Source organism: Mycobacterium simiae (assembly GCF_010727605.1).
Classification (GTDB): domain Bacteria; phylum Actinomycetota; class Actinomycetes; order Mycobacteriales; family Mycobacteriaceae; genus Mycobacterium; species Mycobacterium simiae.
Genome location: NZ_AP022568.1, coordinates 4,468,444 through 4,481,588 on the forward strand (window position 1 = coordinate 4,468,444; position 13,145 = coordinate 4,481,588).

Here is a 13,145-nt window from a genome sequence, read left to right on the forward strand (position 1 = left end):
AACGTGATCCGCACCGTCGACGCTGCAAGACGAAGCGATGGAGGGCCCACGTGCCTGTCGTGGTGGTGACCGATGCATCGTCGCGTCTGCCGGACGACCTGGTCGACAAGTGGGGGATACGCGTTGTCCCGCTGCATATTCTGCTTGACGGCAATGACCTGCGCGATGGTGTCGACGAGATTCCCGACGACGTCTATCAGCGCCATGCCACGACCGCGGCGGCCACCCCTTCCGAACTCGCCGCGGCGTACCGCCAGGCGTTGGCAGACTCCGACGGGGACGGTGTCGTGGCGGTGCACATCTCCTCGGCGCTATCGGGAACCTGCGCTGCGGCCGGACGTGCTGCCTCTGGACTAGGACCCGCGGTACGGGTGATCGACTCGAAATCGACGGCCATGGGCACCGGTTTTGTGGCGCTGGCCGCCGCCCGGGCTGCCGCGGACGGGGGCGACGTGAATGCCGTTGTCGCCGCGGCCCACTCGTCGGTCCGCCGCGGGCACGGGTTCATCGTGGTGCACGGCCTGGAGAGCCTGCGGCGCAGCGGCCGGATCGGTGGGGCCACGGCATGGCTGGGCACCGCGCTGTCCCTAAAGCCGCTGTTGCGCATCGATGACGGCAAACTTGTTCTGGCCCAACGAGTGCGGACGATCAGCAAGGCGACTGCGGCGCTGATCGACGAGGTGTGCGAGATCGTCGGCGACGCTCCGGCGGCGTTGGCCGTGCACCATGTTGCCAACCCGGACGGCGCCAACGAGGTCGCCGCCGCGCTGGCGCAACGCTTACCGGCCTGCGAGCCGGCAATCGTCACCGCGCTGGGACCGGTGCTCGGTGTCCACGTCGGGTCCGGAGCCGTCGCGGTCTGCCTGGAAGCTGCAGAACGTTAGGCCGGCACCGGTTTTCGGGCGTGGTCGCCGCGCGGATGCACAACTTGCGGCCACCAGAACCACCGTCCGAGCAGCGTGGCGATCGACGGCATCAGTAGCGTGCGCACGATCAGCGTGTCGAGCAGCAGACCAATGCACACGGTGGACCCGAATTGGCCCAGCACCCGCAGGTCGCTGCCCAGCATCGCCGCCATCGTGAACGCGAACACCAGACCCGCGGCTGTCACCACCCCGCCGGTGCCCGCCATCGAGCGGATGATGCCCGTCTTGAGACCGTGATGGATCTCCTCCCGGAACCGGGAAACCAACAGCAGGTTGTAGTCAGACCCCACGGCCAGCAGGATGATCACCGACAGGGCGGCCACGATCCAGTGAATCTTGATGCCGAACAGATCCTGCCAAATGAGCACGGCCAGCCCGAATGACGCGGCGATCGAACTGGCCGCGGTGCCAACGATGACCAGCGCGGCCACCACGCTGCGGGTGAGCAGCAGCATGATCATGAAGATGAGCGTCAGCGCCGATACCACCGCGATCATCAGGTCGTACTTCTCGCCGTCAGCCATGTCCTTGAAGGTTGCGGCGGTTCCGCCGAGATACACCCTGGCGTCGGACAGCGACGACTGCTTCAGTGCCTCTTGCGCCGCGGTGCGTTCGGCTTCGACCCGCGAAATGCCTTCCGGTGTCATCGGATCGCCTTGGTGGGTGATGAAGAACCGCGCCGACTTACCGTCGGGAGACAAGAACATGCGCAGACCGGTCTGGAAGTCGGGGTTGTCGAACGCCTCGGGCGGCAGATAAAAGAAGTCGTCGTTCTTGGACTGATCGAAGCTTTGCCCCATGACGATCGCGGTGTTGCTCATCGCCTCCATCTGGTTGATCATCGCCTTGAACGTCTGATAGAGCGTCAGGGTGATACCCCTGGTGGTCTTCAGGGTGGTGATCAGCGTGGGGAACAACGCATTCAGGTCATGGGTGGCCTGGGCGGTGTGCTTGATGTCGGCCGTGAGGTAGTGGAATTGCTCGGCGAGTTGGTCGAAGCCGTCCAATGTGTCGAACAACGATCGCAGCCCGAAGCACAATGGGATGTCGTAACAGTGCTTCTCCCAATAGAAGTAGGTGCGCACCGGTCGGAAGGTGTCATCGAAGTCGGCGATGTGGTCGCGCAGGCCATCGGTGATCTGCGACGTCACCGCCGTGGTGTTTGCGCTGTCGTCGGCGGCGTGCGCGAGGTCCAGCGATACCTCGTACTGGCGCTGCGTCGTCTCGATCTGGGTCTGCAGGTCGTCGGCCATTTTGAGGATGTCGTTCATGCGCTCCTTGAGGAAGCCCATGTTCTGCATCGTTGTCTGGCTTTGGATGCTGTTCTGGAACGGGATCGAGCTGTGCTGAATCGGAATGCCCAGCGGCCGCGTGATGTCCTGCACCATGGCGATGCCGAGGGTGCGCATCTCGTTTTTGGCCACCCGGTCCAACACCAGCATGTCGGCGGTGTTGCGCATATCGTGGTCGGATTCGATCATCAACAGATCGGGGTTCATCCGCGCCTCGGAGAAGTGCCGATTGGCAGCCTCCTGCCCCTGGTTGGACGGTGCTGAGGTCGGCAGATAGAAGCGGTCGTTGTAGCTCGTCGTGTAGCTGGGCAGGGCGACCATGCCCACCAACACCACCGCGCCGCTGACCGCCAAAACCGGTCCAGGCCAGCGCACGACCGCGGTGCCCACCCGCCGCCACAGCCGGCCTTGTCTGGCCACCCGCTTGGTCTCGAACAGGTGGAAGCGACTGCCGACGAACACGACCGCGGGGCCCAGGGTGAGCCCGGCCAGCACCACCACCAGCATGCCGATCGCCACCGGTGCACCCATGGTGTTGAACCAGGGCAGCCGGGCGAAACTCAGACAGTAGGTCGCGCCGGCGATTGTCAGGCCGGAGCCCAGGACCACCGGAGCCACACCTTTGAAGGTGGTGTAGTACGCGGACTCTCGATCTTCACCCGCGCGCAGCGCCTCTTGATAGCGCCCCACGAGGAAGATTCCGTAGTCCGTTCCGGCCGCGATTGCCAACATGGTCAGGATGTTGGCAGCGAACGTGGTCAGACCAAATGCGTTGTGATACGCCAAAACCGCGACGACGCCACGGGAACAGGCCAACGCCACAAACGTCATGAACAGCTGCACCAGGGTGGTGACGATGGACCGGTAGACCAGCAGCAGCATGAGCGCGATGGCGCCCAGCGTGAACAGCGTGATCTTGGCCAGGCTGGCGTTGCCGATCAGGTGCATGTCGTCGGAGAGCGCCGCGGGACCGGTGACGTAGGCCTTGACGCCCGGCGGCGCCTTGTTCTCGTCGATCACCTTGCGAACGGCGTCCACGGAGTCATTGGCCAGCGTGGTGCCCTGATTACCGGCGAGGTTGATCTGTACGTAAGCGCCTTTGGCGTCGGCACTTTGCGCACCTGCCGCGGTGAGTCGGTCGCCCCAGAAGTCCTGGATGTGCTGGATGTGCGCCGGGTCTTGGCGGAGCTGACGAATGAGCTTGTCGTAGTACTGGTGCGCCTCGGCGCCGAGGGGCTGCTGACCCTCCAGCACGATCATCACGGTGCTGTTCGAATCGAACTCGCGAAAGTTGTGGCCCATCCGCATCATCGCCTGCATCGACGGCGCGTCCAGCGGTGTCATCGGGGCGGAGTGCGCCTCGCCGACGACTTCCAGAGTGGGGACGATGACGTTCACCACGATCGTGACGAAGACCCATACCAGAATGATGGGCACCGCAAAGATCCGAATGGCGTGCGGGAGGTAGGGCCGGTGACCCCGCTGCGGCTTGCCCGCGCTCTGGGTTTCGATCGGTCCGGTGTCGGCGGTGTCGTTGACACTCAATTGGCTCTTGCCGTGTGCATCACTCATGCGGACTTCACCAAGCAGAAGGTCTGGGCGTTGTGGCCATCGGACGTGTGCTGTTCGCGGACAACGCCGTCCACGGTGATCTTGCAGCTGATTTGGGTGCTGTCACTTTGCGCCATGATGTTGGCGCTCACCGACGGCAGGGTGGTGGAGATGGTGGCCGACCAGGGCAACGCAGCGTTGTCGACCTGGTGGGTGTTGGCGTTCTCGTCCCAGTAGTTGATGTTCGCGACCGCACCTGGCGGCCCGGAGATCTCGTAGACCACAACCTTGGGGTTGAACTGCACGATTTCGATGCCCTTGCCGGCATTCGCGTTGAGGTCTTGCGACCCGAAGAGCTTGTGCAGCCGCGATACGACCAGTGTCGAGATGGCCAGGACCCCGACCAACAGGATGGGAATCCATGCCCGTTTGAGCGCCCGGGTTATAGCGTCCGAGTTCGTGGAAGCCCGCACCTTGACCGCCTTCCGATGACCGCTTCCGGGGCCTGCCGTCCTGCCAGGGAAAGCTCACCACCGCCGTCGACAACTCTCGTTGTCGGAGGAACCTTTGCTCGGCTAAGTACTCTAAACCTTAGAGCACGGAACCGTTCCTCCGGGGGGCCGCGGATGTGGTCGACGCCATACCGTTAGCCCGCCAGCCGCCCGGTGACGGGCGGTAAATCGGCCAGCGTCACGATGCCGGGGTCGGCGGCGACCACCGCCGGGACGGCATTGGTAACCGGCATGGCGGTGTAAATCATTCCCAGCCCCATGAATCCGGGCTCGGTCCAATCCTTCGGCGGCAGACAATGCAGGACGGTCCGCATGTTGGGCATGCCGAAGACTTGGATGACGTGGCCGTGCTCGAGCGGCTTGGGGGGGACCACATGGTTGCCCATGGTCCAGTTGAATCCGACGCTGACGACGTTGCGGTCGCCCACCCAACCGCGGTGGAAGCCGTACACACCCCCGACCGTCCCGGCCGGGATCTTCATGAAGCCCAGATCCGAGTCACCGGTGGCCGCGGTGAACGTGACGTCGAAGGTCATCCTGTCCAGCTCGGCTCCGATCGCGTCGGCCATCATCGCCGCCGATTCGGCGAATACCTCACTTTCCCGGCGCACGGACTCCGCCAGCCCCGGCGTCTCCGGGTCCTGCGAAAAGCCCATTGCCGTCTGGGTTTCCGCGGATTCATAGGTCGAGCAGTCCACCGACTCGGTGATTCGGATTTCGTCGACACGCTCGCAGCAGGCCGACAGCACCATTCCGACCATGTTGGTCATGCCCGGATGCGCGCCGCTGCCGAAGATCGTCGAATTGCCCCGTTGGCAAGCGTCTTCGACACGCTTGCGGTCTTGCGGTGTCTGCTTGCCGCCGGTGATCCAGGCCGCGCTGGTGCACACGTTGACTCCCGCTGCCAGCAGCCGCACCAGTTCGTCGATGTTCGGCCACAACGGGTTGTAGCAACACGCGTCGGCGCCGAGGGCGAGCAGCGCGTCGACGTCGTTGGTGGCCGTCACCCCGGTCGGCTCCGGCCAGCCGGCAAGGTCCGCCGCGTCGACGCCGACCTTGTCCGTGCCGTGCGCGTACACCCCCACCAGCTCCATGTCGGGCCGGCCGATGATGGCGTGCAGCGACCGCCGCCCGATGTTTCCCGTGGTCCACTGGATGACGCGTAACGGACGGTCAGTGCTGGTTCTGCTCATCGTGGCTCCTTTGCCGCCGAGGGGGGGTGGAACCATTATGCGAAGACCGCTTGCCGTCGGGAGCCCGCGCCCCCGATCGGCCGCGCTCAGCCGTCGAGGCGAGCGAACTCGTGCCGGCGGTACTGCTCGACGCAGGCGGCACGCCGTATTTTCCCGCTGGTGGTGGTCGGGATCGATCCCGCCGCGACCAGCACCACATCGCCCACGGTCACCCCGTGCACAGTGGAAACCGCCGCCGTGACATCGGTTTTGATCGACGAGTACCGCCGCATCGCCTCGTCGGTGGACTCGCCGCGCTTCTTGAGCTCGATCACGGTGACGAGCGCCTCGGTGCCCTGCACCGGGACCGAGATCGCGGCGACGCGACCGCCGGTGATCGTCTGGACGGTCGCCTCGATGTCCTCGGGATAGAAATTGCGTCCGCGGATGATCAGCAGATCCTTGATGCGTCCGACGACGAACAGCTCATCGTGATAGACGAAACCCAGGTCCCCGGTCTTCAGCCAGGGGCCGGCCGGGGTCCCCGGCGACGGTTCTACCAGCGTCGCGGCGAAGCATTGCTGTTCGGCCGCGGGCTTGCGCCAATATCCATCGGCGACGTTCTCGCCGTGCACCCAGATTTCGCCGATCGCGCCCGGCGGGCATTCGCGGCACGTTTCGCTGTCGACGATCCGCACTGTCGGCGATTGCGGGACCTGGTATTTGACCAGCGCCGTGCCTTTCCCGGCAGCGCAGGCCTGGACGCGGCCCGCCCCGAGCGCTGCGGCATCGAAGTATTCGGCCGGCGAGGTTTCGCTCCATTTCCCGGTGGCCACGAATACGGTCGCCTCGGCCAAACCGTAGGAGGGGCGCATCATATGGTCACGGAAGTTAAAGTGCGCGAACCGGTCGACGAAGCGGTGCAAGGTGGCGGGCTCGACTCGCTCGGCGCCGCTGATGATGCCGAGTACCTCGCCGAGGTCGAGTCCGGCCAGGTCGTTGTCGCTGGTCTTGCGGGCGGCCAAGTCGAAGGCGAAGTTGGGTGCCGAGGACCAGGTGTGCGGAGCCTCGGCCAGTGCGCGCACCCATCGGGCCGGCCGCTCCAGGAAGCCGACTGGACTCATCAGCTCGGCCCGATGGCCGCTGAGAATCGGGGCGCACACGCCCAGCACCAGCCCCATGTCGTGGTAGAAGGGCAGCCACGAGACGATCACAGCTTCCGACGGGACGGTGGTTTGGGAGTCGACGAAGAAGCTCCGCATGAGCTGCTGGAAATTCACTTCCAGGTTTCGGTGCGAGACCATCACGCCGGTCGGCGTTCGGGTGGAGCCCGAGCTGTACTGCAAATACGCCAGGCTGGGCAGGTCGCCCGTTGGCATGGCGGCGGCGCAGTCGGCGTCGAGATTCATCGAATCGATCTCGACGATCTTGGGCACATCCTCCAGGCGCGCCCGGTCGACGTATTCGGCGACGTCGTCCGCGACCGCCGAGGTCGTGAGAATGACCGAAGGGGACGTGTCGGCCAGGACCGAGCCCACCCGCTCGTCACTCGAGCCGCGATGCGGCAGCGGCAGCGGCACCGCGATCAGCCCGGCCTGCATGGATCCTAGGAAGGCCGCGATGTAGTCCAGGCCCTGCGGTGCCAGAATCACCGCCCGGTCACCGACCGACCCGTGCGGATCGAGATTGCGTGCCACGTTGAGTGTTCGGCGGGCCACTTGCGACCAGGTGAGGCGCTCCCGCACACCCGCCCAGTCGGTTTCGTAACTGGTGAAGGTGTACGCGACGTCGTGCGGCCGCAGGCTGGCCCGGCCGTGCAGCATGGACAGTATCGATGACCCGGACATGAGCGCCGCGTTAGCCCGTGCTGTGGGACAGCACGGAGGCCGCACCGCTGAGGATCTGGGACAGGGGGTCGGCGCCGCCGCCGAATGTCGCCTGGTTGGCGGGCGCGGTGACTTCCGCGGGGTCGAAGCCGTGCACCGGGTCGACCTGAACCGGGGCGGTCGCCGGGTCGTCGTTGCGCGAGTAACCCGCGTTCACCCGTGGTATCAGGATCGCGTCGAGCTTGTTCAGCGTGTCCTCGGGGATTCCGACGTAGGCAAGCGGCATGACCAGCGGAAGATGCTTTTCGGGGACCATGATCGTGGTGTCTTTCGCGCCCCGCGAGTTGATGGTCGTCCTGATGTTCTGCGGCGGCACCATGCTCGGATTGGTGAAGGCCACCGCGGTGTGGCCGGTAGCGAGACCTAACAATGTGTTCGCGAGCGCGAACAAGTTGTCCGGCCGGTCCGGAAAGTCTGCGATCGAGTCATAAGCGGCCACGAATCTGTTTGTGTCGTATTGACTTTCGTACGGCGCCGGCATCGTGTAGTCCAGTGCGGGCACGACGCTGCCGGGCGGAAACATCGCGGACAGGAAGCTCTGCCCGAACGCGTGCCGTCCGATCGGATCGCCGAAAGTCGCGAAGTTCAGCGTGTTCGGCGGGGGAGCGGTCGGATCGTTGGCGAGTCGAGCCTGCTCGCCGTCGACCACGAACCCGCCCTCCGACAGGCCGATCCCGGTGCCGGGGCGACCGGCGCGGATCGCGGCGTCGAGGTTGTTCACGCCGATGTCGACCGACTCGCCGACGCTGGGGCCGTCCAGCCCCAGCCCGGGCAGCAGCTCCTCGCCGATTTTCCCGATGCCCGGGAAGAGCCGCTCCAGCACGTGGCCCTGCACCTGGCCCGCCGGGTAGGGGACAATCTCGCGCTTTTGACCAGGGAACCATTCGGCGCCCTCGCGCCGGATGTACTCGTCGTAGGGGATGCCCAGAACGTGGGCGCCGCCCAGCGCGAAGGCGGTCTGGTCCCCCGGGGCGCCGGGGGTTGGTGGCCCACCGATGGGCGTGTCGTCAGCGGTCGCGGTGCCGACGCCGAAACATCCTGTAGCGCCGACAGATACCAGCGTCGCGGCTGTTGCGAGTAGCTTCTTCATTCCTAATCCTGACCGCTCGGATTCGTCTCGTAGTCTCACACAGGTCGTCACTAAGTGCTAATTCGGCTGTGGCTCGGCGCGTCCGACCGGCGACTGCCCGGCGGTGCGCCGCAGCTGCGGACGCCCAAACTTGGCCGATGGCCACCAATTCGCCTTCCCGACCAGCGCGGCGATCGCGGGAACCGTGATGGTGCGGACCAAGAACGTGTCCAGCAAGATGCCCACACCGATCACGAAGCCGCCCTGCACGACGGTACCGATGCTGGAGAACAACAGACCGCACATGGAGGCGGCGAAGATCAGCCCCGCAGCGGTGATCACACCTCCGGTCGAACTCAACGTGCGAATAATGCTGTATCGCATGCTGTGTGGCGACTCCTCCCGCATTCGCGACACGAGCAGCATGTTGTAGTCGGCGCCCACAGCGACCAGTACCACGAACGCGAGCGGGGGCACACTCCAATGTAGTTGCTGACCCAGCAGGTACTGAAAGAACAGTACCCCGACCCCGACCGCGGACAAGTACGAAACCACCACAGAACCAACTAGATACAACGGTGCGACCAGGGCGCGCAGCAACGCGATCAAGGTCAGTAACACGACCAGGAGGGTCACCGCGATGATGAACCGGATGTCGTGCTGGTAGTAGTCGCGGGTGTCCTTAAGGGCCACGGTGTATCCGGACATCGAGATCGTGGCGTCGGCCAACGCGGTGTTCGGTTGTGCTCCGCGGGCTGCCGCAGTGATCGCGTTGACCTGGTCCATGGCTTCGGTGCTAAACGGGTTCAGTTTGGTCTGAACCAAATACCGCACCGAATGCCCGTCCGGCGAGATGAACACCTTCGCGGCTTTTTGAAACTCTTCGAGCTGCAAGAGCTGGGGCGGAATGTTGAATCCCGCCATTGCCGGTTGCGCCGCATCACGTTTCATGGACAACAGGAATGCGGCTGACTCGCTCAGCCCGGCGCCGAGCTGTTTGACTTGGTCGACGAGTTGAGCGACCGCGTCGGCCAGTTGCCGGCTGCCGCCGGCGAACCGGCTGGCGCCATCCTGCAGACCGTTCAGATTCGCTTGCAGGCCACCGGGTTTGTCCATCCCCATCGAGTGCAGCACGCCGGTGAGTTTGCGCAGTGCGGCGCGCAGCCGGTCGGTGGACGCCTTGAGCGCCTGCTTGTCCGGATAGTCCTGCAGTTGATGCGCCAGCTGGTTGATTGCATCGAGGTCGGCTTGATCGCGATTGCCGACCAGCTGCTCGAACGTCCCGCGGGTGGTGCTGCACGATGGATCGGCGTCGCACACCGGGTTATTTTGCAACGCCGTCAACACCGGTCCGATCCAGGCGAACATGTTCTTGGCCGCCGTGAAGTTCCAGCCCATGGCGTTGCTCAGCGAGTTAACATGGTCGACGAGCTGCGCGGCGATGTCGACCTCCCGCACCAGCGCGTCGCCGCTGTACTGATTTTTCGCCGCGGAGAAGGCGTTCTCCAGTTCCTGCACGCTGGCGGCGAGCTGGCTGACCTGGCCACGCACATCGCCGAGGCTGTTGGCCAGCGTGCCGGCCCCTGCCACCAGCCGGTTCAGGTCGCCGGTGTGATCGTTGATCATGGTGGAACCGCCGGCCAGCAGGGTGCCGATGGCACCCGCTTGGTAGGTGGCTCGGAATTGTTCGGGCACACTTCCGGTGGGACGCGTAATACCGCTGACCGCAGCAACATTCGGCAACTGGCTGACCCGGTCGGCCATCTGTTCCAAATCGGCGAGGGCCTTCGGCGTCCGAAGGTCGTGCGGTGACTGGACCAGGATGTACTCCGGAATGGACTGATTGACCGGGAAATGTTGGTCCAAAGCGGCATATCCGACGGAGCTCGGCGCGGACGCCCGCAGCGCCTTGCGATCGTCGTAGTTGTAGCGCACCAGGCCGGCGCAGCTGGCCAGGATGATCAACACCAACACACTGGCCAGCAAATTGGCCTTGGGCCGGCGCACGATCCGGATGCCCGACCGTCGCCAGAATCGCGCGGTCAGTTCTCGCCGCGGCTTGACCCAGCCGCGCGGACCGGCCAGCACCAAGATGGCCGGCAATAACGTCACGGCGGCGAGGAAAGCCACGCCCACCCCGATCGCCGACGACGCGCCGACCGTCTTGAACACCCCCATCTGGGCGAAACTGATGAGCAGGAAGGTGATTCCGACGGTGGCGGCGGATGCGCCGATGACCTTGCCGATCGACAGCATCGCCTTCTTGATTGCTTGCTCGAAACTCGCGCCCGACCGCAGATAGTCGTGATAGCGACTGATCAAAAAGACCGCATAGTCGGTTCCCGCGCCGGCCATGATGGCGCTGAGAAACACGATCGACTGATTCGAGACGCCCGAGTCCGTCAATTCCGAATAGCCCGCGACCACCGCCTGCGCGATCACCAGCGATATCCCGATCGTCACCAGCGGCAGCAGCATGGTGACCGCACTGCGGTAAATCACCAGCAGGACGAGAAGCACCAGCACGGCGATCGCCAGCTCGATCGGAAGCCGATCCTGATCACCGGCGACTGTCAAGTCGGCCACGGTTGCCGCCGGGCCGGTGATGTTGGCCGTCAGATGGCTTCCCGGCGGGGCCTGCGCCAGGTTGTGCTTGACGAGCTCGGCGACCCGGTTGAACGCGGCGTAGGACTGGGGCGTGCCCAATTCGCCAGCGACCCCGACCGGCAGTACCCACGCCTTGTGGTCCTTGCTGGTCACCACCGAGCGCAGCGGCGGCGTGGTGAGGAAGTCCTGCACCATCACCACGTCACGGGTGTCGTGTCGCAGCGCGTCCACCAGTTTGCGGTAGGCGGCTTCGTCGGCGGGGCCGAGGCCCTTGTCGTCGGTGAGGACCACCAGCAGCAGGTCTTCGGAGCCGGCCTCGTGGAACGCTTCGGTCATTTTTCGAGCGGTGACGCTCGACGGTGCATCGCTGGGCAGGATTGCCAGCGGATGCTTTTGAGCCATGTCACCCAGCGACGGCAGGGTCAGCGGAAGCGCAACCGCAACCGCGACCCAGATGCCGATCACCAGCCAGGGCCACCGCAAAACCACATCGGCTAGCCGTTGCATACCGTCCTCGCCCCCGGTCGGCGCAGTCGTCTGCGCCCGCCGACGACGCTCGCCGGCGAAAAGTCACGGCGCGCAAAACCGTCGGATCCCCGACGAGAGCGCGCGCGCCTCGGAAAATCTCTAGCCATCGGGTGGCTCCACGCTACGCAACGCGGCCCCAGTGTCCGCTACCGGCGACCCGGCCACACACGGACTTCATAGCTGACATGTAGCGATTCACAGACTTGCGGGCGACCGGATTGTCGGGATGCATGATCGCCATGACCGTGCCCTCCTCGTACCGGAAGACGTAAATGGTCAGTTGATAGGAATAGCGGCCGTCGGGATAGATCCCGATGTTGTTCGCGAGCCCGAGGTCAGCCGCGGCGAGGATGGCGTTGAGCGGAGCGGCGCCGCCGTGCAGGAAGTTCGACACCGGAAAGTTCGGCCGCGGCCAGTTCAACCACGGCGCCAATTCCAGGACGCGGTAATAGGGCACCTTCGCCATGTCCAGACCCGAGTCGAAGGACGCCTGTGCCGCCCACGCGGCATCGCCGAACGAAGCCGCCGCGATCGGCACGGTAATCGGGATCAGACCGGTAAACCAGCCTTGGGTCATGAAGTTGTCCGCGCCGGTGCGGGAGTCCCGCGGAGTCAGCCCGTAATACGTGAGGGCGCCCGTGAACTCGTGCTCCAGCAAGGCAAAACAGGCGAACAAGCCGCCGACGAAGCGGGCGCCTGCCGCGGCGCAGGCCGATTCGAATCGTTCGGTCTGGGCGGCGTCCATCAACAGTTCGGAGGCCATGTCACTGCTGCTGGACTGCGCGGGGTTACCCAGCGGAAGGGGGAATTCCGGGAAACCGCCGCCGTTGTTGTCCGCGAAGTCGATCCACGCACGTACACCGGGTGAATCCAGCGTCAGTGTCGAGGTGTACTCGCGTTCCCGGGTGCAGAAATCGTCGAAGCTCCCGGCATCGGGCAGCGTCAGGGCCTGCCCACCGCCGCTCAACGCCGAATACATGCCGTTGGCTTCCATCATCGTCGTGCCGATCAGCGTCGCGTCCCCGTGGACGTGGTCCATCGCGGCAAAGAACGTGAAATGATCCTCGCTCTGCACGATCCCGAAGGTGAAACATCCCCACTCCAAGGGGCTGGGGATGGCCACGACATGATCGTGGATCTCATCCACCGTCATGTGACCGTGGTCGATCGGCGCGAATTCGATGTCGGCAGGATCGGTGAGGGTGTGCCGGACGAATTTGCCGTCACCGGTTTGCTCGAACCAGCTGCGGAATGTGTCATGCCGACGCAGGTACGCATTGACGGCGCGATCCATGGCCGCCACATCACATGTGCCAGGTAATTCACAGGTAGCGATGATCTGCCGGGAGAAATTCAGTCCCGCGGCCGTCCGTTCGCAGTAGTTACGCAGATGCTGGGCCTGCATGTAACTGACGGGCACACAACTTACCGGCGCCCGTCGGACCTTTTCGCTGGACGCCGCGGTCGGGTGCCAAGAGATGACCGAACCTGCGGTTACTGCCCATTCACCCAGTGCGCCGACCGTAATTTTCCCGATGCGCAAAACTACTTCTCCCTCTCCGTCGGCATACCGGGCTGACGTCCAGCCACGCGGGTGGCGCC

The 13,145-nt window shown here is 64.8% G+C and carries 8 protein-coding genes; 1 reads left to right on the forward strand and 7 read right to left on the reverse strand.

The window, feature by feature from the left end:
• Window positions 1–50: 50 nt before the first annotated feature.
• Window positions 51–884 carry a DegV family protein gene (locus G6N33_RS20940; protein ID WP_044507037.1) on the forward strand — a complete coding sequence of 278 codons (834 nt, stop codon included), beginning with the start codon at window positions 51–53 and terminating at the stop codon, window positions 882–884.
• Here the strand turns inward: G6N33_RS20940 and G6N33_RS20945 are convergent.
• The 7 genes from G6N33_RS20945 to G6N33_RS20975 form a co-directional block, all read right to left on the reverse strand.
• Window positions 881–3,790 (reverse strand): MMPL/RND family transporter, encoded by a 2,910-nt coding sequence (locus tag G6N33_RS20945; protein ID WP_044507035.1) that lies wholly within the window; start codon window positions 3,788–3,790, stop codon window positions 881–883. The genes G6N33_RS20940 and G6N33_RS20945 overlap by 4 nt on opposite strands.
• Window positions 3,787–4,215 carry an MmpS family transport accessory protein gene (locus G6N33_RS20950; protein ID WP_081662325.1) on the reverse strand — a complete coding sequence of 143 codons (429 nt, stop codon included), beginning with the start codon at window positions 4,213–4,215 and terminating at the stop codon, window positions 3,787–3,789. Before G6N33_RS20950 ends, G6N33_RS20945 begins: the two co-directional genes overlap by 4 nt.
• A 200-nt stretch (window positions 4,216–4,415) precedes the next feature.
• Window positions 4,416–5,474: an NAD(P)H-dependent amine dehydrogenase family protein gene (locus G6N33_RS20955; RefSeq protein WP_044507033.1), complete on the reverse strand. Its 1,059-nt coding sequence runs from the start codon at window positions 5,472–5,474 to the stop codon at window positions 4,416–4,418.
• Window positions 5,475–5,560: 86 nt separating this feature from the next.
• Entirely contained in the window at window positions 5,561–7,300 is a 1,740-nt protein-coding gene (locus G6N33_RS20960) for an AMP-binding protein (protein ID WP_081662020.1), read from the reverse strand.
• 10 nt (window positions 7,301–7,310) lie between these two features.
• Entirely contained in the window at window positions 7,311–8,429 is a 1,119-nt protein-coding gene (pe, locus tag G6N33_RS20965) for an acyltransferase PE (protein ID WP_044507030.1), read from the reverse strand.
• Between the two features lie 57 nt (window positions 8,430–8,486).
• Window positions 8,487–11,522, reverse strand: a complete 3,036-nt coding sequence (locus G6N33_RS20970; protein ID WP_044507028.1) for an MMPL/RND family transporter — start codon at window positions 11,520–11,522, stop codon at window positions 8,487–8,489.
• Between the two features lie 142 nt (window positions 11,523–11,664).
• Complete coding sequence (locus G6N33_RS20975) at window positions 11,665–13,086, reverse strand: condensation domain-containing protein (RefSeq protein WP_081662019.1); 1,422 nt, start codon at window positions 13,084–13,086, stop codon at window positions 11,665–11,667.
• Window positions 13,087–13,145: the final 59 nt, after the last annotated feature.

Bases quoted from the DNA above. Each gene is read 5' to 3' on its own strand.
- G6N33_RS20970 (WP_044507028.1), bottom strand. From the start codon at position 11,522: ATGCAACGGCTAGCCGATGTGGTTTTGCGGTGGCCCTGGCTGGTGATC.
- G6N33_RS20960 (WP_081662020.1), bottom strand. From the start codon at position 7,300: ATGTCCGGGTCATCGATACTGTCCATGCTGCACGGCCGGGCCAGCCTG.
- pe (WP_044507030.1), bottom strand. From the start codon at position 8,429: ATGAAGAAGCTACTCGCAACAGCCGCGACGCTGGTATCTGTCGGCGCT.
- G6N33_RS20955 (WP_044507033.1), bottom strand. From the start codon at position 5,474: ATGAGCAGAACCAGCACTGACCGTCCGTTACGCGTCATCCAGTGGACC.
- G6N33_RS20945 (WP_044507035.1), bottom strand. From the start codon at position 3,790: ATGAGTGATGCACACGGCAAGAGCCAATTGAGTGTCAACGACACCGCC.